Raw genomic sequence first — 26,537 nt, 5'->3', positions numbered from 1 at the left:
CGCACGCCGCCCTGCCCTGTGACTTACTGCTTCGGGGTGATGCGGGTGATGCGGTCACCCTTCGGGTCTTCAGCGCCGCGCGACTTGTTCACCGCGAACACGTTGCCCTTGCCATCGGCGCGGACGTGGTTCGGCAGCGTGCCGCCATCAAGATTGGCGACCACCTTGCCGTCACCATTCACCACGGTGACCGTGCCAGCGCCACGGTTGCTGACGTAGGCCAGACCGGAGGCATCATCGAAAGCGACGTTCAGCGCACCGGCGCCCACCGGCACATCGTGCAGCACCTTGCCGGCGGCCACATCAACGATCAGCAGGTTGTCGGTGCCCTGCGAGGCCACGTACAGACGGTTGCGCGCGGCGTCGAAGGCCACGCCCGAGGCACTGATCGAATTGCCCAGATCGATGACCTTCTCGACCTTGCCGCTGGCCACATCGATCACTGCCGCCTCCGGGGTGCCGATGCTGACGGTGAACAGCTTGCCGCCCTTCTCGTCCAGCACCAGGCTCATCGGGGTGAACTTGCCATCATCCACGCCGGACTCCAGCGTCACCTGCGGCAGTTCCTTGAACGTCTTCGCATCGAACACCGACAAGTGGTCCTCGCCGGTGGCCGAAGCGAACACCTTGCCGTGGGTGCCGTCGACCACCACGTCACGCGCATGCGGCACGGCGTCGACCGGGAACTGGTGGACCAGCGACAGGTCCTTCTGGCGATAGACCGCAATCGAATTCTGGCGGGTGTTGGTCACCCACACATTGCCGTTGGTGTCATCCACGCCCACGCCATAGACCGCGTACACCGCACCATTGGTGCTGCCCGGCACCTGCGCCGGGGTGATCGCCTTGGTCACCTTCAGCGACTTCGGGTCCAGCTTCAGCAGCTGCGATTGGGTCACCGGCGGGCGGCCCACGGCCGAGGTCACGAACACGGCATTGCTGGCGGCGCTGTAGGCGGACTGGTACAGGCCCGGCACCAGCTTGTTGGACTGGGTGGCGAACTGCGCCTGGCCGGACAGCGGCAGCTGCGGCGAGACGCGCAGCTTCAGCACGGTGGCTGCAGCCGGCTGGCTGGCGCGTACCACCACCGGGTGGGTACCCGGCACCGCGTCGGCCGGAATGCTCAGCTGGGTCTTGAAGTTGCCATCGGCATCGACCACCAGCGGCTGCGTGTTGAGCACGCTGTCGCCACGCAGCAGGCTGACTTTCTGGCCCGGCACGAAGCCGCGACCGACCACGTCGGCAGTGCTGCCAGGAACCACGTTCTCACCGCGCGAGACGACCTCACCCTTGAAGGTGGCGTTGGCCGGCTGATCGAACACCGGCTGAGCGGTGGCAGTCACCGCGAGCAAGAGGCCGGCGGCGAGGGAGGTAAGACGGAAAGACGGACGGAACGACATGAAAGGCTCCTTGCACACGTAGGCCGCGCCACGTAGCGCGGGATTCATCGGTTGCCTGGGCCGCTGCACGTCGGCAGCCTCGCCTGGGTAGTGGGGTCGCACGACATCGCGTGCGAAGGGATTCACTCGGCGGCGTTGTCACCACCCGTGGCGGCACCGTCACCGGCGCTGCGGTCGGTCACGCCGTACAGCTCATGCAGCGCGGCATGGAACGATGCGGGCAGCATCGGGCCGTGACCGAGACCGTCGAACTCACGGTACTGCACGCTCATGCCCGGCACCTTGGCCAGCCGCTCGGACAGCTGCATCGCCGCATCCGGAGTGGCGCCACCGATGCGGCGCAGGTGCGCGACCACGCGCGGATTGCTCATGTCGCGCTTGCCACGGTCGCCAACACGCTCGGCGCCACCCAGCATCAGCCAGAGCTTTGCCGGCTGGCCATGCACGTTCTGCACGAACTGCTGTTCCGGATCACCCAGCGCCGCGCCCTGGCTCCACCACAGCGACGGGCTGGCCGCCAGGTAGGACTGGAAGGCGGCGGGACGGGTGTACAGCGCATTGAGCACGAACAACCCACCCAGCGAGTGGCCCCACAGCGCTTGCTGCTGCGTATCGATGCGTGCGCGACGCTCGACTTCCGGCTTGATGCGGCGTTCGATCACATCCAGGAAGGCCGCAGCACCACCGCCGACCGCCTGGGTCGTACCGCTCTCATCGTCGGCGCGGTCGATCCACGCGGTGTAGTCGCGGGTGCGCGCCTTGGAATCGATGCGCAGGTCATTGTCGTAGCCGATCAGCACCAGCACCGGCGGCGCCTTGCGCGCGGCCAGTTCGGCCAGCAGCGGCTGATCCAGCACCATGGCCACGGCATTGCCATCCAGCGCGTACAGCACCGGCAATGGCGCCTTGCCGGCCTTGGCCGGGATCGCCAGGTTCACCCGCCAACGGCGTTGCTGGTCGGGACTGTCCACCACGAAATGCTCGAAGCGATAGCTGGCCGCGGGCTCGTCGAGCACGGTGTGGCCGATCTTCTGCAGCGGATTGCGCTGCTGTGCATGGGCGTACGGGGTGGCCAGGAGCAGACCCATCATCAAGGCGGCCACGCCGCAGGCCAGCGGACCACGGCGCAAAGGCGGGACGAAATGCTTCATCAGCGGCGGCAGAAGCGGCCCAGGGCCGCCGGTTCACAGGGGACCGCAGTCTACCTTAAACGCGAATGATTATCACATCGATCGAACGTCACGCTGTGTATCACGCGCGCGACGACCGGTTGCGCTGGGCACGGCATTTCCCCTATTTTGCCGGCCACCGGGGCATTGGATCGCCCCGCTTACAGCGCGGCCACGGAAGGCGGGCAGTCTGCCGTCGGTCCGGTCGCGTTCATCCGCGCCATGACCGCCATGGGATTGGATCCCATGATTGTGAGAACCCGTGAAGCACACCGCACTGATCGCCCTTACCCTCGGCCTGCTCGCCCCGCTGGCCGCACAGGCCGCGCAGGACCTGCCAACGCTCTACCAGGCCTATGAAGAGGCCGGCAACTCGACACTGAGCATGGAAGAACTCAACCAGACGGTGACTTTCAGTGCTGTGGCGCTGGGCGTCTCCAGCAACCTGGCGGGCGAACCGCTCATTGAGGCCGGCGACGACCAGGGCAATGTCCTGGCCCGGCTGACCACTGACGATGCGCAGCAGGCCGCCAAGCTCAGCGCGCTGGAAGAAGGCGCCGTGTTCACCGCCAGCTGCACGCTGCAGTTCAGCTCGGGCACGGACTACCTGTCCTTCGGCGATTGCGCCATCAAGTAAAGACGAAGCCGGCGAAACGCCGGCTTCTTTTCTTTGCCTCTATTGCGTCGAGCCATGCTCGACGCATGCAAGATCACGGCCCCGAAGGCACCGGACCATACACGTTCTCCTGCGGCGTGCCCGGCAGCAGCGAGAAGATCATGATCACAATGCCACCGCCCGGCACCAGCGCCAGCAGGAACAGCCAGCCCGACTGGTTGCAGTCGTGCAGGCGACGTACGGTCACAGCGATCAGCGGCACGATCGTGGCCAGCCACATCACACACAGCAGTACCACCATGCCGATCAGGATGGCGGCCAGTGCATCGGGGCTATTGCGCAGCAGGATCGCCAGCACGCCAGCCAGCAGCGTCACCGCAGTTGCGACCAGGAACAGGAACAGCTGGTACATCCAGTACTCGCGGCGGTTGGCACGGCCCTCGAACTGGGCGTAGCGCTTCAACGGCAGAATCATTTCCTGCACGGCATCGATCCTTGAAAAGAGAAGCCGCGCAGTCTGCCAAACACGCCCCGAGCAGGCAACGGCCCGGCGCCGTCGTGCAGTGCCTCAACGCTGCCAGGGCTCGAAGATGACGGTCACGCTGCCCTGGTAGTGCGTGCCGGGGTGGCGCAACAGCTCGGCGGTGGCCTCGGCATCGGTCTCCACCCGCAACCGTGCATGCGGGGACAGCTGCGCCCCCATCGACCGATCAGGCTCGACCACCAGCGGCGGCCCTGACGAGGCCTCGGCAGGGATACGCGCGTAGTGTACCGGCCCACCCTCATACCGGGCGTAGCCGGCCAGGTTCACGCTCAGGTCGATGGGTACCGGTGCCGGCCCGGCGCCCGCCGGCGCGATCGCGCAGCGCTCGCCGGCATACAGCCCGCAGCGCAGCCTGATCGACAACGGCACCGTGCTGCCAAAGCGCAGCGGCACCTCCTGCAACAGGCGCTGGGGCGCCGGATTGGCACGCCAGCCGCCCTGCGGGGCCAGGGTGACCTGCGCGGAGGCGGCGCCATCGCCGAAGCTGACCACCACCTGGTTGACGACCTCGACTTCAAATTCCACCTCGAGTGTCGTCGCGCCGTCCGCGCCCACGTCGATATCACCGGTACGGCCGACCTGGATGCGCCGCGTGCCGCGATAGATGCCGTTGCCCACGCCAGCCAATCCAGGCGCAGTCATGCGGAACGTCAACGCGGTCAGCTCGACGCTTGCATCGATCTCATCTCCCGGCACGACGTTATCCCACTCGCCGCCGATGCCGGTGATCGGCTGCGGAAGGCAGAGCGCCGGCCCCGTTGCGCTGGCAAGCACATACAGATTGCTCCAGCTGCGCGGCCCGGCGTGACCGAAGCTTCCCACATCGGAAGTACGGCATTCCCCACTGTCGCTCGCACGGGCACGCGGATTGCGCCCCTCCGCCACCTGGTACCTCACCGCTGCGCCGATCAGCTCGACCTCAATCCTGAACCACTCGCCGTTCTCGCGGGCCAGGTATACGCCCTGGAGACCGGTATCCAGCTCGATGTGCGGGCGAGAGGTGAGCACGGTACTGCCCGCCACCAGGGTCTGCCGGCCGATCACCACGCCCGGGCTCTGGTAGTTGGGACCGGCCGCAAACGAACGCGTCGCCATGCCCATCGCCCGGCAGGCCTCCGGCGTGGCGCCGACACGCCAGCCTCCGTCACTACACGGCCCCCTATGATTGGCGGGGTTCATCTCGGTCCACTGCACGCGCGGACGGCCCTCGCCCAGTTTCGGCGCAAAGCGGCCGGCAATGGTTTCGCTGGCGGTGGCACTACCGGCCAACAGCAGCAGCGCCCACAGCGGCAACCACGCCCACCGCGGGAGACGGCAGGCCGGTGTGCAGCTCGATACGCTGCGCCCCTTCCGACCGCACCCGCATCGGCCCGTGCAACCCGGCAACGGCATGGAGACCTCCAGCAAACAGACAAGGATGTCTTATCCCACGCCGGGGCTACGCTGCCCATGCAACAAGTACGAAAATGCGGGCTACCTGCCTTTTGCCGCCCGCGCCGCCTCGCGCTCGGCACGCAACCGGTCCAGCTTGTCCTTCAGCTTGATTTCCAGCCCACGCGGCACCGGGTTGTAGTACACGCGCTCGCCCATCGCATCCGGGAAGCCGGTCTGGTCCAGTGCGATGCCGCCTTCGGCATCATGGTCGTACTGGTACTCGGCGCCATAGCCCAGCTCCTTCATCAGCTTGGTCGGCGCGTTGCGCAGGTGCAGCGGCACTTCTTCGGTGCCGCGCTCGCGCACGTCGGCCTTGGCCCGGTTGAAGGCCGCATAGCCGGCATTCGACTTGGCCGTGCTGGCCAGATAGAGCACCAGCTGGGCGAAGGCCAGTTCGCCCTCCGGGCTGCCCAGCCGCTCGTAGATGTCCCAGGCCTCCAGCGCCATGCTCTGCGCGCGTGGATCGGCCAGGCCGATGTCCTCGATGGCCATGCGGGTCAGCCGCCGTGCCAGATAGGACGGATCGCAGCCACCATCGAGCATGCGGGTCAGCCAGTACAGCGCCGCATCGGGGTTGGAGCTGCGCACGGACTTGTGCAGCGCCGAGATCTGGTCGTAGAACTGCTCGCCGCCCTTGTCGAAGCGACGGGTGCGGTCGGCCAGCACCTGGGTCAGGGTCTGCGGGGTGATACGCCCCCCCTCCCCGCCCGCCAGCTCGGCGGCGATCTCCAACAGGGTCAGCGCACGGCGCACGTCGCCGTCGGCGGCGGTAGCGATTTCCAGCAGCAGCTCGGGGGCGACCTCGATGCCCTCTTCGCCCAGGCCGCGCTCGCGGTCGCCCAGTGCACGCTGCAGCGCCTCGACGATGTCGGTCGGCGAAACGCCTTCCAGCACATGCACGCGGCAACGCGACAGCAGCGCCGAGTTCAGCTCGAACGACGGATTCTCGGTGGTGGCACCGACGAACAGGATCGTGCCGCGTTCGATGTGCGGCAGGAACGCATCCTGCTGTGCCTTGTTGAAGCGGTGCACCTCGTCCACGAACAGCACGGTGCGACGGCCTTCAGCGAAGCGCTGCGCCGCCTCGGCCAGCACCTGGCGCACTTCCGGCAGGCCGGACAGCACGGCAGAAATGGCGCGGAATTCCGCATCGGCGTACTCGGCCAGCAGCAGCGCCAGCGTGGTCTTGCCGCAGCCCGGCGGCCCCCACAGGATCATCGAATGCACCCGCCCGGATTCGACCGCGCGGCGCAGCGCGCTGTCCGGCGCCAGCAGGCGCTTCTGCCCGACCATTTCGTCCAGGGTGCGCGGGCGCATGCGCTCGGCCAGCGGGCGCATGTGTTCCCGATCGACGCTCAGCAGATCGGGTCCGGGGTATGAAGTGGAGCGATGTCTTGGCACCCGGTCATTGTACCGCGCCGCCAAACGGTAGCGCCGGGCCGTGCCCGGCGGGTGGGATGCGATGTCTGGTAGTGCCGGCCGCTGGCCGGCAGATCAACAGCGTGTCAACCAAGGTTGACACCCACCAGGGCGGTCCCGGTTGACACCCACCAGAGCAGTTGGCGCCAGGCCACAGGATTCGGTAGTGCCGGCCGCTGGCCGGCAGATCAAAAGCATGTCAACCAAGGTTGACACCCACCAGGGCGGTGCCGGTTGGCACCCACCAGAGCAGGTAGGGCCAAGCCATGCCCGGCGGATCAGGCCGCACGGGTGGTAGTGCCGGCCGCTGGCCGGCAGATCAAAAGCATGTCAACCAAGGTTGACACCCACCAAGGCGGTCCCGGTTGACACCCACCAAAGCGCCTCCGCCCACAGATCAGTTTCCGATGACGTCGGTGCCTTTCGGCGGGGTGAAGCTGAAAGTGCCCGCAGCAAAGCCCGGGTTGCGCTTCCAGCCACTGAAGCTGATCACGGTACGCTGGCCAACCGCATCGGTGATTTCCATCTTGGCCAGGCCCTGGGCGTTGAAGCCCAGCGCGGCGTACTGGAAGCTGGCCTCGGTCTCGCGCTTCGGCGACAGCGACAGCCACTGCAGGCCATCACGCTGCGCGGCCTCTTCACTGACGTCGTACTGCTGCTCCAGCAGCGCCGGGTTGATCAGCGCGGTCAGCGGGCTGTTCTGCTCTTCCTTGCCCTGCTCGCGCACGGTGGCCTGCTCCAGGTCCGGCTCATACATCCAGACCTTCCTGCCGTCAGCCACGATCAACTGCTCGTGCGGGCGCACGTATTCCCAACGGAACAGGCGCGGCGCCGACAGCGCCACGCGGCCACTGGTCGATTCCTTCACCTTGCCGCGACTGTCGAACACCTGCTGGCTGAACTGGCCATCCAAGCCCTTCAGGCCGCTGGTGAAGGCCTTCAGGTCATCGCGGGCGCCAGCCCAGGCGCTGCCGGCGGCGGCACAGGCCACGGCCAGGGTGGTGGTGGCAAGGAAACGGCGGAAGCGGAAGTTCATGCGGGAATCCTGTGGGCGCGGGCGCCAGGAAAGGTGGTTGCCAGTGTGCCCGGGGAAAGATGAATGGGCGATCAGGGCGACATTATGCCGCCCTGAACGTCCATCGGCGATTCAGCCACCGGATCCCGGCAGCTTGCCGTACAGCACCTGGCCGCGGAAGCCACGCCGCACTTCGCGATACAGCGCGCGGAACGCCGGATAGTCCTGCGGCTGGCACAACGCCTCTGGCCCACGCACTGCATTCTGCTGCAAGCGGTGTCGCACGATCACCTCCTGCCCCTCGCGACTCCAGTCCACCCGGTACTCGCCGGCGGCATTGGCGAAACGCTGGCTGGCCGGGATGGCGATGATCGGCGCATTGGCCGGGAACTGCAGGCGATAGGTCTCCTCGCGCAGGCTGGCATTGCAGTAGAACGGTGTCTCGTTGGCCGGCGCCGAGGCGGTGGCGTACAAGCCACGCACCGACTCGCCACCCGGCGGGTCCGGCACGGCCATGCCGCCGGCCACGCTGAAGTCGGCGTAGTCCTCGGCCTGGAACGCCATGCGATAGCCAAACGGCCGGGTCAGATCGACCGGCACGCCCTGGATCTGCAGCTGCCCTCGCCCATCGAAACCGGAGGCGGCCATGATCTGCTCTTCAGCGCGCGCACGGTTCTGCGCGTTGAGCTGGGAGAACTGGGCACGCATGCCGATCTCGGCGTTCTCGCCCAGCTTCGGAATGGTCTCTCCGCGCAGGTTGCCGTTGGCGTCGAAGGTGAAACGTACTTCCATCGAGGTGGCGTTACGCTCCGGCGTGTTGGCCGGGGTGCGTGCCAGCGTGGCGTCACGGGTACGCATCACCGGTGCACCCAGGTCACCCTCTGGCAGCTGACCGAAGCGCGCCCACGCGGTGGTCGAATCCAGGTACAGATCAAACTCGGGAATGTAGGTGATGGCGTGGTTGAAGCGGCCCAGCACCGGAATCTTCGGCAACGTCGGGCCACCGCCCGCACCGATCAGCACCGGCGAGCTGGCGATCCCCTTGGCCGCCAGCAGCGCCTCCAGGATCGTCACGTGGTCCTTGCAGTCACCGTAGTGGTTGTCGAGGATGCTCTGCGCGCTGTTCGGCTCCAGCCCGCCATTGCCCAGGTACACCGCCACGTAGCGGATGTTCTGCGCAACCCAGCGGTACAGCGCATCAGCCTGCTCGCGGCGGTCGCTGATACCCGCGGTGATCTCATCAGCCAGCGCCTGCAGCGCCGGGGTCACCTCGGCCGCCGGGCCCGCCTTGAGCTGGTAGGCGCGACCCATCTGCGACCAGTCACGATAGGTACTGGCCATGATGTTCGGGCCGAACTCCCAGCCCGCCGCCGACCAGTTCTGCGCCGGCATCGCCTCGCGACGCTGGTAGCGCCAGCGCCACTGCGCCTGGCCGTTCTTCACCGTCGGCCGATCGCTGCCCTGCACGCCGCGGCTGTCGATGAACATCGGCAGGTTGGCCGGCGCACTCAGGGTGACTTCGGCGTCCTCGTACTCGGTGAACACATTGAAGGTCTCCCACAGGCCGAAATAGCCCGGGAAGTACGGCGTGGCCTGGGTGCGGCGCACCTGGTAGTACAGGCGGGTGCCCGGGGCCAGGTTCGGGAACACGATCACCCGTACCTTGCGGTCGGCATACATCGCCGCCGAGGCGCTGGAGTAGCTTTCCTGGGTGTAGATGCGGTCGGCCGGCACGTCGCGGCGCTGGCCGTCGGCGGTGATGGTGTAGGCGCCAAGCACCTCCAGGGTTTCCATCTTCTCGCTGTAGCTCAGCCGCACCTGGCTGAACTGCTCGACCGAGGCCTTGGTCTTGAGCAGCACTTCGTAGGTTTCGGTCTGCACATTGCCGGCATCCGGCCGCACCTGGTAGTCGGCGCGGTAACGGACAATGCTGAAATTATTGCTGGCTTCGGTATCGCCGCTGGTGGAAGGCGGCGCCGTGGCGGGCGCGGAGGTGGCGGTGTCTGCCAGTGCCGGGCCGACAGCCAGGAAGGCTGCCAGCGCCAGCGCGCTTGGTACGGGGTGAAGCATGCGTCGGTTCCTTGGACGTCGTGGGGGATACGTCGGGTCTTACTTCGGCGGCGGCGGTGCCAGCACCGTGCGGTCGCCGTTGTGCTCGGGCGGGCTGACCACGCCGGCCGCTTCCATGGCCTCGATCAGTCGCGCTGCACGGTTGTAGCCGATCTTCAGCCGGCGCTGCACGCCGGAAATCGATGCACGGCGGGTCTCGGTGACCACCCGCAGCGCTTCGTCATACAGCGGGTCGGACTCGTCGCCGGACGAACTGTTCTCGGGCAGGCCGGTGGCGCCGACGACCACGCCGTCGCCCATCGTCTGCACTTCGTCCAGCACGCCGTCCACATAGTCGGCAGGGCCCATCGCCTTGAGGTGCTCGACCACGCGATGCACTTCATCGTCGGACACGAACGCACCATGCACGCGCTCGGGCAGCGCGGTGCCCGGCGGCAGGTACAGCATGTCGCCGTGGCCGAGCAGGGTTTCCGCACCGGACTGGTCGAGGATGGTGCGCGAGTCGATCTTGGAGCTGACCTGGAAGGCGATACGGGTCGGGATGTTGGCCTTGATCAGGCCGGTGATCACGTCCACCGACGGGCGCTGCGTGGCCAGGATCAGGTGGATGCCGGCCGCACGTGCCTTCTGTGCCAGGCGCGCGATCAGCTCTTCCACCTTCTTGCCGACGATCATCATCATGTCGGCGAATTCGTCGATGAAGATGACGATGAACGGCAGGGTTTCCAGCGGGCGCGGCGCCTCTCCCAGTTCCGGGTTCGGCTTGAACAGCGGGTCCATCAGCGGCTGTCCTGCGTCCTGGGCTTCCTTCACCTTCTTGTTGAAGCCGGCCAGGTTGCGCACGCCCACTGCGCTCATCAGCTTGTAGCGGCGCTCCATCTCGGCCACGCACCAGCGCAGGCCGTTGGCGGCCTCCTTCATGTCGGTGACCACAGGTGCCAGCAGGTGCGGGATGCCTTGGTAGACGCTCAGTTCGAGCATCTTCGGGTCGATCATCAGCATCCGCAGGTCTTTCGGCGAGGCCTTGAACAACAGGCTCAGCACCATCGCGTTGACCGCCACCGACTTGCCCGAACCGGTGGTGCCGGCCACCAGCAGATGCGGCATGCGCGCCAGGTCGGCCACGGTCGGGCGACCGGCGATGTCCTTGCCCAGCGCCAGGGTCAGCACGCTGGCCGACTTGTCATATTCCTTCGAGCGCAGCAGCTCGGACAGGAAGATCATCTCGCGGGTGACGTTGGGGATTTCCAGGCCGATCACCGACTTGCCCGGAATGACGTCGACCACGCGCACCGACTTCACCGACAAGCCGCGCGCGATGTCCTTGTCCAGCGAACTGATCTGGCTGACCTTGATACCCGGTGCCGGCTCGATCTCGAAGCGGGTGATGACCGGGCCGGGATTGGCGCCGACCACCTGCGCATCGATGCGGAAGTCCTTCAGCTTGAACTCGATCTGCCGCGACAGGGTCTCCAGCGTCTCCTCGTCGTAGCCCTTGGGCTGCGGCTTGGGATCATCCAGCAGCGCCAGCGGCGGCAGGTCCGAGCCATCACCGTTGACGCCGCGGAACATCGGAATCTGGGTATCGCGCTTGGCCCGATCGCTCTTCTCGATCACCGGCTCCGGACGCGGCTCGATCTTCACCGGCTCGCGCTTGGCGCGCACCTCGGCGTCGGCCTTGCGCACTTCCTGGCGCTCCTCGCGCATCACCCGGGTCTGCTTCCACTCGGTGACTTCTTCCTTCTTGCGTTCCAGCAACGGCGCCAGCGACATCACGCCGCGGCCGATCTTCTCCATCACCGTGAACCAGGACAGCCCGGTCGCGAGCGTGATCGAGGCCAGCAGCAGCACCAGCACGAACAGGTTGGCGCCCAGCGCGCCGAAGCCCACCGTGAGCGAATTGCCCACCAGCTTGCCGAGGATGCCGCCGGCGCTGGAGACGTCGCCACTGAACAGGCGCACGTGCAGGAAGCCGGTGCCGGCGATGAGGAAACCGACCAGGCCGACCAGGCGCAGCGCAGGATCCAGGTCGTTCTCGCCCTTGCTCTCGCGCTTGAGCCCGAACATGGCGATCCACCCCAGCGCGCCGAGCACCACCGGCAGCAGGAAGGCGATGTAGCCGAACAGCTGCAGCAGCACGTCGGCGATCCAGGCCCCGGCGCGGCCACCCAGGTTGTGCACTGGCGCGACCACACTGCCGGTATGCGACCAGCCCGGATCAGTCGCTGAATAGGTGAAAAGACTGGCCGCCAGGTACAGCAGGGCCGGCGCGATGGCGATCAGGCCCAGATCGCGCCAGAGACGCTGGCGGCGTGGATTGTCGGTCGTCGCCGCCGCGGCCGTGCGACGTGACGCCTTGCTGTCGTCGGACTTGGAGCGTTCGGGGACCTGCTTCGCCACCTTAGACCATACCTTTGGAATGCGCTGTTAGTGATTGATAATAAACGAGACGGCGTCAGTTTTCAGTTACGCGACGTCCGGCAGGCCAATCCGGGGGCCGAAACCACTGCTGGATGACGGCGTTCCGTTCATCGGCTTGAATCGCCCTGCCCCAGCCGCCACTCTATGACCAGCCAAGGATGCTGCGCAAACATCGCCAGCGCCTTGTCCCATCTACCTTTTCGCGAGTTTACATGAGCACCAGCCTGCCCTCCCGCCACCAGCGCCTCGTCATCCTCGGTTCCGGCCCGGCCGGTTGGACCGCCGCCGTCTACGCCGCCCGCGCCAACCTGAAGCCGGTCGTCATCACCGGCCTGCAGCAGGGCGGCCAGCTGATGACCACCACCGAGGTGGACAACTGGCCGGGTGACGCCCACGGCCTGATGGGCCCGGACCTGATGGCGCGCATGCAGGCCCATGCCGAGCGCTTCGAGACCGAGGTCATTTTCGACCACATCCACACCGCCGACCTGTCGCAGCGTCCGTTCAAGCTGATCGGCGACAGCCACGAGTACACCTGCGATGCGCTGATCATCGCCACCGGCGCCACCGCCAAGTACCTGGGCATCCCGACCGAAGACGAGTTCAAGGGCCGCGGTGTGTCCGCCTGCGCCACCTGTGACGGCTTCTTCTACCGCGACCAGGACGTGGTCGTGGTCGGTGGCGGCAACACCGCCGTGGAAGAGGCCCTGTACCTGTCCAACATCGCCCGCAAGGTCTACCTGGTCCACCGCCGCGACACACTGAAGGCGGAAAAGATCATGCAGGACAAGCTGTTCAAGAAGGTGGCCGAAGGCAAGATCGAGACCGTCTGGCACCACCAGGTGGAAGAAGTGCTGGGCAATGATGCCGGCGTGACCGGCGTGCGCGTGAAGTCCACCCTGGACGGCAGCACCCGCGACATCGACGCCCACGGCTTCTTCGTGGCCATCGGCCACCACCCGAACACCACCCTGTTCGACGGCCAGCTGGCAATGAACAACGGCTACCTGGAAATCCGTTCGGGCCTGGGCGGCAATGCCACCCAGACCTCGGTGGAAGGCGTGTTCGCCGCCGGCGACGTGGCCGACCAGCACTACCGCCAGGCGATCACCTCGGCCGGCTTCGGCTGCATGGCCGCGCTGGATGCCGAGCGCTACCTGGACGCGCAGGGCAAGGCCAGCTGAGAGGCTGACCCGCTCCTGTAGGGCCGAGCCACGCCCGACTCCGGATGAAAGGCCGACGCCAGTGCGTCGGCCTTTCTGTTTCATCTGCCCTATCCTTCCCTCATGCCTTCCCCCCGCTTCCTCGACTCCCTGCAGTCCATCCCCGCCACCGACTGGGATGCCCTGCACGACGGGCAGAACCCCTTCGTCAGCCACGCTTTCCTCTCAGGCCTTGAACAGCACGGCTGCCTGCGGCAGGACTGGGGCTGGCAGCCCCGGCACTTCACGCTCTGGGAAGGCGACAGCTTGGTCGGCGCCATTCCGGGCTACCTGAAGACCAATTCGCACGGCGAGTTCGTGTTCGACCATGCGTGGGCCAACGCGTATGCCCGTCATGGCCGCGACTACTATCCGAAGTGGCTGGGCGCGGTGCCGTACTCACCGGTCACCGGCCCGCGGTTGCTGGCCCGTCACGATTCAGATCGCGCCACCTTGCTGTCGGCATTGCGCGAGGCGCTGCCGGCACTGGACGTGTCCTCGGCCCATATCAACTTCCACACCGCAGTGGACGAGGCGCTGTTCGGCGATGACTGGCTGCTGCGCGAAGACGTGCAGTTCCAGTGGCAGAACCCGGGTGACTGGGCCACGTTCGAGCAGTTCCTTGGCGCGATGAACCACAAGCATCGCAAGAACATCCGCCAGGAACGGGCCAAGGTCACCCGCCAGGGCATCACCTTCCGCGTGGTGCACGGCGATGAAGCCAGCCGTGCCGACCTGCAGGCGATGTATCGCTTCTACCTGCAGACGTTCCTCGAGTACGGCAACGCTCCGGCGCTCACCGAGGCCTTCCTGCGCCATCTGGCCATTTCATTGGGCCGCAGGCTGGTGCTGTTCCTGGCCGAACAGGACGGCGAGCCGATTGCCGGCGCGCTGTGCCTGCGCGGTGGCGACACCCTGTACGGCCGCTACTGGGGCGGCGCCACCCTGCCCGGCCTGCACTTCGAGGCCTGCTACTACCAGGGTATCGAATACTGCCTGCGCGAAGGGCTGACCCGATTCGAACCGGGTGCACAGGGCGAGCACAAGCTGGCGCGGGGCTTCCTGCCGACGCTGGTGCGCAGCCGGCACTGGGTGGCTGATGCGGATTTCGCAGAAGCACTGCAGGACTGGTGCCGGCAGGAACGGCGCGATGTGCGGCGCTACCAGCGGGAGCTGCAGGGGCATGGGCCGTTCCGCGTAGAGCCGTAGTGCCGAGCTGGCTCGACTGGCGCGGCACCGAGAAGCGTGCCAACCAGGGTTGGCACCTACCAGGGCAGTGGGGCGCGCCAACCAACGTTGGCACCTATCAGGACAATGGCGAGGGCGCTGTGCTCAGGTGCACTGCCAGAAGTGCCCGCTCACCCGGCACTTCGCACACCAGAACGTATAGAGCATGCCGCCGCTGCCCCACAGCAGCGTGCCCTCACTCGTGGTGGGCAGCGTCGAATCCAGCTGCATCACGAAGGGCATCTCCTCGCCGCAATCGATGCACGCCGGGTACCAGGCACTCTGCACCCAGCTGGGCGCGCCGCCCACGCGCGACAGGTTCTGCCGATGGTTGGACTGGCCCCAGTCCTGCTGCTGCCACCGCAGGGTATCCATGGCGACCAGGCCGATCTCGGCACGCATCAGGTCACCGCTGTCGGTCGGCGTGGCCGGCACCTCCAGACGCTGGCTGGGGTGGCAGCTGGGCAGGCCGACGGCATCGTGGCGATAGAAGCGCACGGGCGGGTCTTCCCAGCCGCAGCAGTCCAGGCACAGGCCCAGCGTGATCTCACCCGCCGCGCCCGGCTGCAGCGCGGCAGCGTCGGTTCGCAGCAGGCGCTGCAGCGATGCATGGCAGCTGCCACACAACGCTTCCAGCGGTCCTCCCATCTGCCCCGCATGGTGCACCCGCCCACCATTCCAGGTCGGGTGCAGGCGCCAGATACGCTTGCGCCAGCTCGGTTCGTCCGCCTGCTGCGCGCGATGCTGCTCGCGGCCAAAGCGGATGTGCAGCGGCCGCTCCCCATGCAGGCGGCGCGGCAGCGGCCCATCAGCCACGCCGGCCCAATGCGCCCAGACCTCAGCATCCAGCGCGCCCCAGTCAGCGAGGTAGCCGCGGGCAACGGCATAGCTCTCGGGCTGCGCCGCGAGCAGCAGCGCCCTGGCCCGCGCCATTTCGCGATCGTCATCGGCTTCGGCCAGAATCTGCGCCCACTGCACGGCAGTGGCAGACGGCAGGCCCCGCCACACCTGCGAGGCCAGCTGCAGCTCATCTTCAATGGCCACCGCCAGCAAGGCTTCCCAGTCGTCCTGCAGCACCTGCGGCGCCTGGTAGCTGGCGAATTCGATCACGCTGGCCAGCAGCTCACCGCGCTCACCATCACGATAGCGACGCCAGGCCTCGGCACAGACCGGCGCAACCGCTTCGTCGGGCAGCAGATCCAGCGTCATGTCGAGAAAGGCCGAGCTGGGTGAACGCCGGGCAAGGGCCAGCCGCATCAGCGCACCGAGCTGACCCGGCTGCTCAGTCGCCAGCGCCAGCAGCATGCTCTGGCTGTCGTTGCACGTGCGCGGGTTGTCGTGCACATCGAGGATGGCGGTGATCGCGTCACTCATGCGTGGGCTCCTTGCCGTTGGACACTGATGGTGCCAGACATCAGCGGTCACCACGGCGAATACAATGAGGGCATGACCCGCCAGCTGCCCTGGCGCCTGGCTGATGCGCCGGACGCCCCCTTTCCTCCAGCCGAGACCGCGCTGCGCCAGCCCGACGGCCTGCTCGCCGTCGGCGGTGACCTGCACCCGGTGCGCCTGCTCAATGCCTACGCTGGCGGCATCTTTCCATGGTTCAGCGAGGGCGAGCCGATCCTGTGGTGGTCGCCGGACCCGCGCATGGTGTTCCGCACCGAGGGCGTGCATCTGTCCAGCCGGTTCCGCCGCCAGCTGCGCAGCAGTACGTGGGAGGTCACCGCCGACACCGCCTTCAACCGCGTGATGCGCGCCTGTGCGGCAGCGCCGCGGCCCGGCCAGGACGGCACCTGGATCAGCCCGGCGATGGTCGAGGCCTACGGCCAGCTGCACGACCTGGGCTTCGCCCATTCGTTTGAAGTCTGGGACCGGCAGACCCTCGTCGGTGGCATCTACGGGGTGGCAATCGGGTCGATGTTCTTCGGCGAAAGCATGTTCAGTGGTGCCAGCGGCGGCTCCAAGATCGCCCTGGCCGCCCTGGCATCCACCCTGCATGGTTGGGGCTGGGAACTGATCGATGCCCAGGTGGAGAATCCGCACCTGCTGCGGATGGGCGCCGAGCACCTGCCGCGCGAGGAATTCCTGCAGCAAGTGCGCCGGGCCGTGCGCGGTGACGGCCGGGAAGGCCCGTGGACCCAAGCGGTTGGACGCCTGCCAGCACGGCGTTTGGCCGGGGGTTAACACAAACTTTGCAAGCTGGCGCCGTCACGCGTAAAATACCGCGCCTTAGGCCCAGCGTGGCCGTTTTCTGAACCGCACAGGACTACATGTCGAAAGACGATTCCATCGAGTTCGAGGGCACCGTCAGCGAGACGCTGCCGAACACCACTTTCCGCGTTCGCCTGGAAAATGGGCACGAAATCATCGCCCATATCTCCGGCCGCATGCGCAAGAACTACATCCGCATCCTCACCGGTGACCGGGTCAAGGTTGAAATGACCCCGTATGACCTGACCAAGGGTCGTATCACCTACCGCATGAAGTAAGCGGTCGGCGCCTGGCGCCACTCGACAAGGCCAGCCCTGGTTGCTGGCCTTTTGTCATGCCCGGAATCCGGCCCTGCCGGAGGTCACCGTGACCGAGCTCACCGTGGCGTCGGTCAGCCCCGCTTGCGGCAGATTCGCGCCTGCAGCAGCCGCGGCATCGTGGGATCCGATCCAGTCCGGATCGCCACCCCCTCCCGATCATGAACGCCCTGCTCCCGCACGTCCTGCTGCCGGCAGTTCTGCTGGTCAGCCTCCCCCTGGCGGCATTCGCCGCTGAACCCAGCAAGCCCTCCAACGCGTCCGAGTGCATTGCCCTCGGCGCCAATCGCGATATCCGCCCCTCCAGCACGGAACGCGAGGTGCTGCTGCGCGACGGCGACAACCACTATCGGGTGCACCTGCAGAAGCGCTGCCTGGGCGCTGCCGCCTCGGCCAGCTATGTCTTCTTCACGCCCAGTACCCCTGAACGGATCTGCGGCGATGCCCGCAGCACACTGAAAACCGACAGCAACCACTGCACCGTGACCCGGATCGAACCGATCGATGCGGCGACCTTCAGGCGGCTGGCGCAGCAGGGGCGTTGAGTTGCAGTGCATGCGACAAGGGCGGCCGAAGCCGCCCTTGTCATTTCCAGTCTTTCACGCCAAGCCTGCGGCGTCAGCTCATTCCACCGTGACCGGCAGCAGCCGCTCCGGCTCGGCCTGGGTCTCGACCACCAGCTCGTCGTCGCGCACGTCGATGCTGACCTTGCCGCCGTTGACCAGCTTGCCGAACAGCAGCTCGTCGGCCAGCGGACGCTTGATCTTGTCCTGGATCACGCGGGCCATCGGACGGGCACCCATCAGCGGGTCGAAACCATGATGGGCCAGCCAGTCGCGCGCGGTCGGGGTGGCCGACAGGCTGACGTGCTTGTCCTGCAGCAGCATCTCCAGCTCGATCAGGAACTTGTCGACCACGCGCAGGATGTGCTCGAAGCCCAGCGCCTGGAACTGCACCACCGCGTCAAGACGGTTGCGGAATTCCGGGGTGAAGCTGCGGCGGATGGTCTCCATCGCGTCGGTGGCATGGTCCTGCTTGGTGAAGCCGATCGACCGCCGCGAGGCCTGCGCGGCGCCGGCATTGGTGGTCATCACCAGCACCACGTTCTTGAAGTTCGCTTCGCGACCGTTGGTATCGGTCAGCACACCGCGATCCATCACCTGCAACAGGATGTTGAAGATGTCCGGATGCGCCTTCTCGATCTCATCCAGCAGCAGCACGCAATGCGGCGTTTTTACGATCTTCTCGGTCAGCAGGCCGCCCTGGTCGAAACCGACGTAGCCCGGAGGCGCGCCGATCAGGCGGCTGATCGAATGCGGCTCCATGTACTCGGACATGTCGAAGCGGACCAGCTCGATGCCCAGCTGCAACGCCAGCTGCTTGGTCACTTCGGTCTTGCCGACACCGGTCGGGCCGGCGAACAGGAAGTTGCCGATCGGCTTTTCCGGGTTGCCCAGGCCCGAACGGGCCAGCTTGATCGCCGAGGACAGCGTCTCGATGGCCGGGTCCTGGCCGAAGATCACCATCTTCAGGTTGCGCTCCAGGTGCTGCAGCACATCCTTGTCGGTGGCACTGACCTGCTTGGCCGGGATCCGCGCCATCTTTGCCACGATCGCCTCGACCTCCTCGACGTCGATCAGCTCCTTGCGCTGGTCCTCGGGCAGCAGGCGCTGGCGGGCACCGGCCTCGTCGATCACGTCGATGGCCTTGTCAGGCAGCAGGCGGTCGCCGATGTGCTTCACCGACAGGTCCACTGCGGCCTGCAGGGCCTCGTCGGAGTAGGTCACACCGTGATGCAGCTCGTACTTGGACTTCAGGCCCTGCAGGATCTCGTAGGTCTCGCCCACCGTCGGCTCGACGATGTCGATCTTCTGGAAGCGGCGCGCCAGCGCGCGGTCCTTCTCGAAGATGCCGCGGTATTCCTGGAACGTGGTCGAGCCGATGCAGCGCAGCTCGCCCGACGCCAGCGCCGGCTTGATCAGGTTGGACGCATCCATGGTGCCGCCCGACGCCGAACCGGCACCGATGATGGTGTGGATCTCGTCGATGAACAGCACCGCGTTGGGCACCTTCTTCAGCGCGGTCAGCACGCTCTTCAGGCGCTTCTCGAAGTCGCCACGGTACTTGGTACCAGCCACCAGTGCGCCCAGGTCGAGCGAGTAGATCACCGCGTCGGCCAGCACGTCGGGCACCGAGCCTTCGATGATGCGGCGGGCCAGGCCCTCGGCGATGGCCGTCTTGCCTACGCCCGCCTCACCGACGTACAGCGGATTGTTCTTGCGGCGGCGGCAGAGGACCTGGATGGTGCGCTCGATCTCGTCGGCACGGCCCACCAGCGGGTCGATGCGACCGGCCCGGGCCTGGTCGTTGAGGTTGCTGGCGAATTCGGTCAGGGCATCTCCCTTGGGCTCGCCCTCCCCGCCTTCCATGCGGCTCTCGCCCTCCGGGGACGAAGACTGCTCGCCTTCATCGCCCAGCTTGGCGATGCCATGGGACAGGTAATTGACCACATCCAGCCGGGTCACATCCTGCTGGTTGAGGTAATAGACGGCGTGGGAGTCCTTTTCGCCGAAGATGGCGACCAGCACATTGGCGCCGGTGACCTCCTTCTTGCCCGAGGACTGCACGTGGTACACGGCCCGCTGCAGCACACGCTGGAAGCCCAGGGTCGGCTGGGTGTCGCGGCCATCGTCTTCCGCCAGGCGGGACACGGAGGCCTCGATGGCCTGCTCCAGCTCCTGGCGCAGGCGGTCGGCATCGGCACCACAGGCCTTCAGTACGGCCTGGGCTGACGGGTTGTCGAGCAGTGCCAGCAGCAGGTGTTCGACCGTCATGAACTCATGCCGGGCCTCACGGGCGCGCTTGTAGCACTGGCCGATGGTGTGTTCGAGGTCTTTGCTGAACATGGATTACTCCGGCGGCAGATGGGGACAATATGCGGCCTGACTACGCGATTTCCATCACCCTAGCGGATTGCTGCGTTCAGATGGCGTTAGCAGTACAGATCGCTTGATCTTCATTCACTCCAGGACAGCCCACCCAGCATGAGCGAACCCTACCTGAGCCGCTGGCGATTGCGGCGTGATGGCCCGGCCATCCGTACGCCCCACGCCCGGCTCTGGCCGGTGCTGACCGCTGCGGGCGAGCCAGCGATGCTGAAGATCAGCAGCGAGACCGAGGAGCAGAACAGCCATCGCCTGCTACGCTGGTGGAACGGCGATGGCGCCGCCCGCCTGCTGGCCCACGAGGGGCCTGCGATCCTGATCGAGCGTGCCCGCGGTGACTCGCTGCGGCAACGCTCGATCGAGGGCGACGATGACGCCTGCACCGCGATCCTGTGCCAGGTCCTGCAGCGGCTGCACCGGCCACGGAGGGCGCCGCCAGCGGAACTGGTCTGCCTGCGTACATGGTTCGCCGACCTGCTGCAGCCAAGGGCTGTGCTGCCGCCACTGCTGGAACAGTGCAGATCACTGGCGGAGGGGCTGCTGCGTGACGAACAGGAGATCCGGCCGCTGCACGGCGACCTGCATCATGACAATGTGCTGGATTTCGGCCCGCGCGGCTGGTTGGCGATCGACCCGAAGCGACTGCTGGGGGACCGTGCGTTCGATTACACGACGATGTTCAGCAACCCGGACCTCTGTGGTCCGGGCATCCACGTTGCGACGCGACCCGAGCGGTTTGCGATCCGCCTTGAGCAGGTCTGTGCGCTGGCCGAACTGGAACGCACGCGCCTGCTGCGCTGGATCGCGGCCAGCACTGCGCTGTCGGCAGTGTGGTTCAGGGATGACGGCGACCCGGCCGATATCGACGAGACAGTCGCCCGGATGGCCCTGGAGGCGCTGGCGGAAGCGTGAAACCCACCCCGTAGGCGCCCACCCTGGTGGGCACGCGCCACCCATGATCGATACGGGCTTCTGCCTTGGTAGGTGCCCACCTTGGTGGGCACACCCATCCGGGATCGATGTGCCCGGACGAGAATCGGCAGCTGGTCAGGCCTTTTCCATCGTGCACAGCAGCGGGTGCTGGTTCATCCGCGAGTACTCGTTGACCTGGGCGACCTTGGTCTCGGCCACTTCGCGGGTGAACACCCCGCACACGCCGCGGCCGCGGGTATGGACGTGCAGCATCACCTGCGTGGCCTTGTCCAGGTCCATGCTGAAGAACTGCTGCAGCACATCCACCACGAAATCCATCGGGGTGTAGTCATCATTGAGCAGCATCACCTGGTAGAACGGCGGCGGCGCCACTTCCGGGCGCGCGGCCTCTACGGCGACGCCGTGCTCGTGCTGGGAATCGGGGGAAGACTCATGGGGCATCGGGCCATTATAGAGGCTCGGGCGCGCCTGCGTCGGCCTGCCGCAGATTGGACGGCACGCACGCCCACCGTCACAATTGCACCCTCTCTCAACACTGTTTCACAGGATCTTCATGAAAAGGACCCTTCTCCCCGCCTTCCTGATCGCTCTGGCTGCCACCGGCTCCGCTGCCGCCGCAGACGCCGACAAGGCCGTGGCCCGCCATCTGGACAAGCTGGGCTACACCTACGAAGTCGATGAGGACGGCGACTACCGCATGGTCTTCGACGTCGAGGGTGACCGCACCCAGATGGTCTACGTGCGTTCGTCGGTGGAAGATTTCGGTACCCACAACATCCGCGAGATCTGGTCCCCGGCCTACAACGCCAAGACCAAGCAGTTCCCGGTGGCCGTGGCCAACCGCCTGCTGGAAGATTCGCAGGATGCCAAGATGGGCGGCTGGGTAAAGCAGGACACCACCGCCATGTTCGTGGTCAAGATCGACGCCGATGCCACTGCCGAGCAGCTCAGCGACGCCATCGATGCGGCCATCCGCACCGCCGACGCCATGGAGCTGGAACTGACCAAGAAGGACGAGTTCTGAGTTGAACGCCACGCCGGACCCGCGCTGGGCACCGCACGCCACCGTCGCCACGGTGGTGGTCGACGGCGGCCGCGTGTTGCTGGTTGAAGAGACCATCGATGGCCGGCAGGTGCTGAACCAGCCGGCCGGCCACCTCGAGCCGGGCGAAAGCCTGGCCGAGGCAGCCCTGCGCGAGACCCGCGAGGAAACCGGCTGGACGGTGCAGCTGACCCATTTCATCGGCTGCTACCAGTGGACTGCCGGCGACGGCACCGCCTTCCTGCGATTCTGCTACGCGGCGCGCCCGGTCTCGCACGACCCGGCGCAGCCACTGGACACCGGCATCGACCGCGCGCTGTGGCTGACCCCGGCCGAACTGCAGGCCGCCGGCGAGCGCCAGCGCAGCCCGCTGGTCTGGCAGGTGGTGGCTGATTACCTGGGTGGCCAGCGCCATCCGCTTTCGCTGGTCCGGGAGGTCGCATGAGCACGCCGCGCGTGATGGTGGGCGTCTCCGGAGGTGTCGACTCTTCGGTCGCCGCCTGGCGCCTGGTACAGCAGGGCGAAGCCGTGGCCGGCCTGTTCATGCAGAACTGGGCCGACGACGGCAGCGGTGACTGCCGCGCCGAGGACGACCGCCGCGATGCGGTGGCCGTCTGCGGCCTGCTCGGCATCCCGTTCCACTTCCGCGATTTCTCCAGCGAGTACTGGCAGGGCGTGTTCGAGCACTTCCTGGCCGAGTACGCCGCCGGGCGCACCCCGAATCCGGACGTGCTGTGCAACCGCGAAGTGAAGTTCAAGCACTTCCTGGATGCCGCCCGCGAGCTGGGCGCCGAACGCATCGCCACCGGGCACTATGCACGGGTGACCCAGCGCGGCCACCAGTGGCTGCTGCTGCGCGGCGCCGACCGTTCCAAGGACCAGAGCTACTTCCTGCACCAGCTGGGCCAGGAGCAGCTGGCGGCCACCCTGTTCCCGATCGGCGACCTGGAAAAGACCGACCTGCGGCGGATCGCGCGTGACGTCAGCCTGCCGACCCACGCCAAGAAGGACTCCACCGGCATCTGCTTCATCGGCGAGCGTGACTTCCGCGAGTTCCTTGGCCGCTACCTGCCGGCCAGGCCCGGCCAGATCCTCGACCCGGCCGACGGCAGCGTGATCGCCGAACATCCGGGCGTGTTCTATTTCACCCTGGGCCAACGCGAGGGCCTGAACATCGGCGGCGTGCGTGGACGCCCGGCCGCGCCGTGGTACGTGGTCGGCAAGGATGTGGCCAGCAACGTGCTGTACGTGGACCAGGACCGCGACAGCAAGTGGATGCTGTCCGAGCGCCTGCGTTCGGAAACCGCGCACTGGATCGCCGGTTCGCCGCCGGCACGGCGCTTCGAATGCACCGCCCAGACCCGCTACCGCCAGCCCGATGAGCCGTGTACGGTCCAGGTGCTGGACGATGGCAGCGTGCTGGTCACCTTCGCGCGCCCGCAGCGCGCCGTTACCCCCGGTCAATCGCTGGTGCTGTATGACGGTGACGTGTGCCTGGGTGGCGCGGTGATCGCCGCCACCGATGCGCCGGTGGAACAGCGCCTGCGCACCACCCCTTCCCCTTTTGAGGTAATCGCTGCATGAGTTTCACTGTCGACGACCGCGTCCTGGCCCTGGCCGGCATTGCCCAGGCCCTGCAGCAGGTACGCCGCATCGCCGATACCGGCCATTCCGACGCCGCCGCCGTGCGCACCGCCGTGGACAGCGTGTTCCGTGTCGATGCGTCCTCGCCGCAGGAGGTGTTCGGTGACCGCCATGCACTGAAGTCCGGCCTGCGCCTGCTGCACAACTACTTCCGCAGCCAGGGCCAGGACCCGATCCTGCCCAAGCTGGCCCTGTCGGTGCTGCAGCTGGAGCGCCGCTTCGTTCAGGATGGCGCCACCGTGAACAAGGTCGCCTCCGGCATCGAGCGCGCCCAGCGCCAGGCCACCGAACTGGGCGACAGCGGCCACCCGGACGTGCTGGCCAATCTGGGAGGCCTTTACGCCGACACCATCAGCCACCTCAAGCCGCGGGTCATGGTGCAGGGCAACCCACACTACCTGGGCCAGGCTGGCGTGGTGGCCGAAATCCGTGCCCTGCTGCTGGCCGCGGTGCGCGCTGCGGTGCTGTGGCGGCAGCTGGGCGGCAGCTACTGGGACTTCCTGTTCAGCCGCAAGGCGATGATCGAGGCCGTGGACCGGCAGCTGGCCTGAGGGTGCGGGGTCGGATCCCTTTCCGGCACGGAAAGGACTCTGACCCCGAAGCCGCCAAGGCGCCGGAAAACCGGCGCATTCAGAATGCACTTCGAGGCACATCGACGTTAAAGAGAAAGGGGGTACGGCCGATACATCCTCCGTGCACCTCCCGAGAACGTCCATGTACTCACGCATTTTCATCCGTCTGGCCGCCCCCCTGGCTCTGACCCTGCTGCTCCCCTTCGCCATCGGTTTCGAATGGCCGGCCGCCCTGCGCTGGGCGATCCTGACCACGATGACGCTGAGCTGGCTCGGCTTTGCGTGGTGGACCACCCGCGCCCAGGCGCACCGTTCCCCGGAACATGCCCGTGTCCTGCGTGAGCAGGACCAGCTGCTGACCGAACTGCGCAACTTCGTCGGCAACGAGATTGAGGGTTCGCGCGGCGAAGTGGAACGCGCCCGTGACCTGATCCGCCAGGCCGTCTCCAGCCTCGGTGGCAGCTTCGATGCGATGAACCGCAAGTCGCGCCAGCAGAGCCAGGCCCTGTCGCGCATCGTCGACCGCGCCGGTGATGAAGGCAATGCCGGCCTCGACGTTGCCCGTTTCGCCCAGCACGCCAGCCACCGCATGGAGCAGCTGGTGGAAGCACTGGAACAGGTCAGCGGCCAGAGCAGCACCACCGTGCAGCACATCGACCAGATGGCGCAGCACCTGGATGGCATCTTCGCGCTGCTGGAAGACGTCAAGTCGATCGCCGACCAGACCAACCTGCTGGCGCTGAACGCCGCCATCGAAGCCGCGCGTGCCGGTGAAGCCGGCCGAGGCTTCGCGGTGGTCGCCGACGAAGTGCGCAACCTGTCCGAGCGCTCGACCACCTTCAACGAGCAGATCCGCAAGCTGGCGCACAGCTCCAAGGACGCCATCGCCAAGGTGCGCGAGACGGTTTCGCACATGGCCTCGCGTGACATGGACCGCTCCCGCGAAGCACGCCAGGAAGCGGCGGCAATGCTCGACAATGTCGCGCAGATCAATGCCTCGCTCGGCGACGGCATGCGTGAAGTGTCCGAGTGCGCCCGTGCGATCGATGGCAGCGTGGCCGAGGCCGTGCGCGCCCTGCAGTTCGAAGACATCGCCACCCAGGCGCTGGGCGGCGTGCACACCCACCTGGACCGCCTGACCGCGATCAACCGTGAAGCGGTGGCGCTGCAGGAACTGCTGCACCGCAATGGCGGCGTGTTCGACGAAGAGATCGCCACCGCCCTGCAGCGCACCGGCAACCGCCTGCGCGAACTGCGCAGCGAATGGGAACGCCCGCCGCACAAGCCGGTTGCCCAGCAGAGCATGGGCGCCGGCACCGTCGAGCTGTTCTGATCCTGATGTCCGCTGCCCTCGCCGGCAGCCCGCAAGGCCCCGGTTCGTCCGGGGCCTTTGCCTGTAACCCGCCATTGGATGCATCCTGTACGCGCACCATGACCCTGATCCGCGCCCTGCCCGCCCTCACCGACACCGAGCGCCCGCGCAACGCGAGCGTGCGTGAGCAGCTGCAACAGCTGGAGGATGTGGCACGCGAGGAGATCCGCGAGCTGCAGCAGCTGGCGGATGCGCGCTCTGCCCCGTCGCGGGCGGACGAGGCGCTGCTGGGACTGGCCTGGGACCTGGGGTTGGACGGGGAAGCGCTGAAGTAGATCCACGCCGTGCGTGGACGGCTTTCATCCGCCGGTGTGACGCCTGGCCCTCGCCGCAACATCCACGCATGACGTGGATCTACCGGGGTGGCGAAATCGTTGTGGCATGATCCACCGATCCCGTTCATGGAAGACCGATGGCCATCGCCCTGATCGCACTCCTGCTGATCGAGACCGTCCTTCTGATGGCGTGGGTGGCCAGCTATTTCAGCTGGGGCATCACGCTGTTCAACGAACGCATCGCGGCGTCACCGGCCATGCAGGCCCGGCTCTCGCTGGGCAGCCTGGAGCGTGACCTGCCCCAGGACAGATGGCTGCAACTGGCCTTCCATGCGCTGCCCGATGGCAGCGTGGCGTTCCGCGAGAGCTTCGCGCCGAGCTTCGGCCTGCGCTACTTCCCGGTGATGCGCGGTCGCATCGTACTCAACGCGCGACGGCACGAGGTGCGGGTGATCGGCCTGTGCAGCTGGTTCGTGGCGATCCTGTCGCTGTTGCTGTTGCCACTGGTGGCGATGCGCCCGGTGGTGGCGCCGATGCTGCTGGTGCTTCCGCTGTTCCTGGCCAGCTATCTGGTCCAGAAGCGGCGCTATGCGGCCATTGTCGAGGCATTGCGCATGCAGTTGAAGGCGGATTTTCCGAGGTAGATCCACGCCATGCGTGGATGATCGAGAGGCACAGGCATCCGTGCCGACCAACGGTCGGCCCC

25 protein-coding genes are annotated in these 26,537 nt (G+C 66.8%); 14 read left to right on the top strand and 11 right to left on the bottom strand.

Features of this window, described 5'->3' with window-relative positions; genetic code table 11:
• Nucleotides 1-23 precede the first annotated feature (23 nt).
• Nucleotides 24-1,400, bottom strand: coding sequence for a YncE family protein (locus tag AC5P60_RS04275; RefSeq protein ID WP_033834967.1), 1,377 nt, complete (start codon nt 1,398-1,400; stop codon nt 24-26).
• Between the two features lie 122 nt (nt 1,401-1,522).
• Complete coding sequence (locus AC5P60_RS04270; protein ID WP_033834966.1) at nt 1,523-2,551, bottom strand: alpha/beta hydrolase; 1,029 nt, start codon at nt 2,549-2,551, stop codon at nt 1,523-1,525.
• A 280-nt stretch (nt 2,552-2,831) separates the two neighbouring features.
• Between AC5P60_RS04270 and AC5P60_RS04265 the strand changes: the two genes are divergently transcribed.
• Complete coding sequence (locus AC5P60_RS04265; protein WP_033834965.1) at nt 2,832-3,206, top strand: hypothetical protein; 375 nt, start codon at nt 2,832-2,834, stop codon at nt 3,204-3,206.
• 73 nt (nt 3,207-3,279) lie between these two features.
• On the opposite strand, the gene AC5P60_RS04260 is transcribed toward AC5P60_RS04265, so the two are convergent.
• The 6 genes from AC5P60_RS04260 to AC5P60_RS04235 all read right to left on the bottom strand — a co-directional run bounded on the left by AC5P60_RS04260 (nt 3,280) and on the right by AC5P60_RS04235 (nt 12,067).
• The gene (locus AC5P60_RS04260) at nt 3,280-3,669 is read right to left on the bottom strand and encodes a DUF805 domain-containing protein (protein ID WP_104920771.1); all 390 of its coding nucleotides are present in this window, start codon (nt 3,667-3,669) and stop codon (nt 3,280-3,282) included.
• An 84-nt stretch (nt 3,670-3,753) separates the two neighbouring features.
• Nucleotides 3,754-5,022 carry a hypothetical protein gene (locus AC5P60_RS04255; RefSeq protein ID WP_146110217.1) on the bottom strand — a complete coding sequence of 423 codons (1,269 nt, stop codon included), beginning with the start codon at nt 5,020-5,022 and terminating at the stop codon, nt 3,754-3,756.
• A gap of 180 nt (nt 5,023-5,202) precedes the next feature.
• Nucleotides 5,203-6,501 carry a replication-associated recombination protein A gene (locus AC5P60_RS04250; RefSeq protein ID WP_229295565.1) on the bottom strand — a complete coding sequence of 433 codons (1,299 nt, stop codon included), beginning with the start codon at nt 6,499-6,501 and terminating at the stop codon, nt 5,203-5,205.
• Nucleotides 6,502-6,979: 478 nt separating this feature from the next.
• Nucleotides 6,980-7,618, bottom strand: a complete 639-nt coding sequence (lolA, locus tag AC5P60_RS04245) for an outer membrane lipoprotein periplasmic chaperone LolA (RefSeq protein ID WP_445950257.1) — start codon at nt 7,616-7,618, stop codon at nt 6,980-6,982.
• A 111-nt stretch (nt 7,619-7,729) separates the two neighbouring features.
• The gene (locus AC5P60_RS04240) at nt 7,730-9,667 is read right to left on the bottom strand and encodes a DUF3857 domain-containing protein (RefSeq protein ID WP_483693053.1); all 1,938 of its coding nucleotides are present in this window, start codon (nt 9,665-9,667) and stop codon (nt 7,730-7,732) included.
• Nucleotides 9,668-9,706: 39 nt separating this feature from the next.
• Nucleotides 9,707-12,067, bottom strand: coding sequence for a DNA translocase FtsK (locus tag AC5P60_RS04235; RefSeq protein ID WP_049452652.1), 2,361 nt, complete (start codon nt 12,065-12,067; stop codon nt 9,707-9,709).
• 233 nt (nt 12,068-12,300) lie between these two features.
• Between AC5P60_RS04235 and trxB the strand changes: the two genes are divergently transcribed.
• Together trxB and AC5P60_RS04225 are read left to right on the top strand one after the other, a co-directional pair.
• The gene (gene trxB / locus AC5P60_RS04230) at nt 12,301-13,272 is read left to right on the top strand and encodes a thioredoxin-disulfide reductase (protein ID WP_005409600.1); all 972 of its coding nucleotides are present in this window, start codon (nt 12,301-12,303) and stop codon (nt 13,270-13,272) included.
• Between the two features lie 102 nt (nt 13,273-13,374).
• Entirely contained in the window at nt 13,375-14,499 is a 1,125-nt protein-coding gene (locus AC5P60_RS04225; protein ID WP_033835508.1) for a GNAT family N-acetyltransferase, read from the top strand.
• A gap of 123 nt (nt 14,500-14,622) precedes the next feature.
• Here AC5P60_RS04225 and AC5P60_RS04220 read toward each other — a convergent pair whose 3' ends face one another.
• The gene (locus tag AC5P60_RS04220) at nt 14,623-15,891 is read right to left on the bottom strand and encodes a hypothetical protein (RefSeq protein WP_049430580.1); all 1,269 of its coding nucleotides are present in this window, start codon (nt 15,889-15,891) and stop codon (nt 14,623-14,625) included.
• 72 nt (nt 15,892-15,963) lie between these two features.
• On the opposite strand from AC5P60_RS04220, the gene aat reads away from it, so the two are divergent.
• The 3 genes from aat to AC5P60_RS04205 all read left to right on the top strand — a co-directional run bounded on the left by aat (nt 15,964) and on the right by AC5P60_RS04205 (nt 17,593).
• Nucleotides 15,964-16,704 carry a leucyl/phenylalanyl-tRNA--protein transferase gene (gene aat / locus AC5P60_RS04215; RefSeq protein ID WP_495201685.1) on the top strand — a complete coding sequence of 247 codons (741 nt, stop codon included), beginning with the start codon at nt 15,964-15,966 and terminating at the stop codon, nt 16,702-16,704.
• 86 nt (nt 16,705-16,790) lie between these two features.
• Complete coding sequence (gene infA / locus AC5P60_RS04210) at nt 16,791-17,009, top strand: translation initiation factor IF-1 (RefSeq protein ID WP_005409596.1); 219 nt, start codon at nt 16,791-16,793, stop codon at nt 17,007-17,009.
• Between the two features lie 200 nt (nt 17,010-17,209).
• The gene (locus AC5P60_RS04205; RefSeq protein WP_032966709.1) at nt 17,210-17,593 is read left to right on the top strand and encodes a hypothetical protein; all 384 of its coding nucleotides are present in this window, start codon (nt 17,210-17,212) and stop codon (nt 17,591-17,593) included.
• Between the two features lie 78 nt (nt 17,594-17,671).
• Here AC5P60_RS04205 and clpA read toward each other — a convergent pair whose 3' ends face one another.
• A complete protein-coding gene (gene clpA, locus AC5P60_RS04200; RefSeq protein WP_033835506.1) occupies nt 17,672-19,954 on the bottom strand; it encodes an ATP-dependent Clp protease ATP-binding subunit ClpA in 2,283 nt (760 codons plus the stop codon).
• Nucleotides 19,955-20,092: 138 nt separating this feature from the next.
• Here clpA and AC5P60_RS04195 point away from each other — a divergent pair, with 138 nt between their 5' ends.
• Nucleotides 20,093-20,905: an APH(6) family putative aminoglycoside O-phosphotransferase gene (locus tag AC5P60_RS04195; protein WP_445950259.1), complete on the top strand. Its 813-nt coding sequence runs from the start codon at nt 20,093-20,095 to the stop codon at nt 20,903-20,905.
• A 135-nt stretch (nt 20,906-21,040) separates the two neighbouring features.
• On the opposite strand, the gene clpS is transcribed toward AC5P60_RS04195, so the two are convergent.
• Nucleotides 21,041-21,367, bottom strand: a complete 327-nt coding sequence (clpS, locus tag AC5P60_RS04190; protein ID WP_005409592.1) for an ATP-dependent Clp protease adapter ClpS — start codon at nt 21,365-21,367, stop codon at nt 21,041-21,043.
• Between the two features lie 112 nt (nt 21,368-21,479).
• Between clpS and AC5P60_RS04185 the strand changes: the two genes are divergently transcribed.
• The 7 genes from AC5P60_RS04185 to AC5P60_RS04155 all read left to right on the top strand — a co-directional run bounded on the left by AC5P60_RS04185 (nt 21,480) and on the right by AC5P60_RS04155 (nt 26,475).
• Nucleotides 21,480-21,950 (top strand): hypothetical protein, encoded by a 471-nt coding sequence (locus tag AC5P60_RS04185; RefSeq protein ID WP_033835504.1) that lies wholly within the window; start codon nt 21,480-21,482, stop codon nt 21,948-21,950.
• 1 nt (nt 21,951) lies between these two features.
• Complete coding sequence (locus tag AC5P60_RS04180) at nt 21,952-22,413, top strand: NUDIX hydrolase (protein ID WP_005409590.1); 462 nt, start codon at nt 21,952-21,954, stop codon at nt 22,411-22,413.
• Entirely contained in the window at nt 22,410-23,552 is a 1,143-nt protein-coding gene (mnmA, locus tag AC5P60_RS04175) for a tRNA 2-thiouridine(34) synthase MnmA (protein WP_495201684.1), read from the top strand. Before AC5P60_RS04180 ends, mnmA begins: the two co-directional genes overlap by 4 nt.
• Nucleotides 23,549-24,163 (top strand): high frequency lysogenization protein HflD, encoded by a 615-nt coding sequence (gene hflD / locus AC5P60_RS04170; protein WP_005413279.1) that lies wholly within the window; start codon nt 23,549-23,551, stop codon nt 24,161-24,163. Before mnmA ends, hflD begins: the two co-directional genes overlap by 4 nt.
• Before the next feature lie 163 nt (nt 24,164-24,326).
• Nucleotides 24,327-25,517 (top strand): methyl-accepting chemotaxis protein, encoded by a 1,191-nt coding sequence (locus AC5P60_RS04165; protein ID WP_033835503.1) that lies wholly within the window; start codon nt 24,327-24,329, stop codon nt 25,515-25,517.
• A 98-nt stretch (nt 25,518-25,615) separates the two neighbouring features.
• Entirely contained in the window at nt 25,616-25,831 is a 216-nt protein-coding gene (locus AC5P60_RS04160; protein ID WP_483693049.1) for a hypothetical protein, read from the top strand.
• A gap of 137 nt (nt 25,832-25,968) precedes the next feature.
• Entirely contained in the window at nt 25,969-26,475 is a 507-nt protein-coding gene (locus tag AC5P60_RS04155; RefSeq protein ID WP_111172849.1) for a hypothetical protein, read from the top strand.
• The last annotated feature ends 62 nt before the right edge of the window (nt 26,476-26,537 follow it).

It is taken from the genome of Stenotrophomonas sp. YJH_SMC_120, assembly GCF_059368675.1.
Note: the sequence above shows the minus strand (reverse complement) of the source record. Positions and strands in the feature narration are given on the sequence as shown.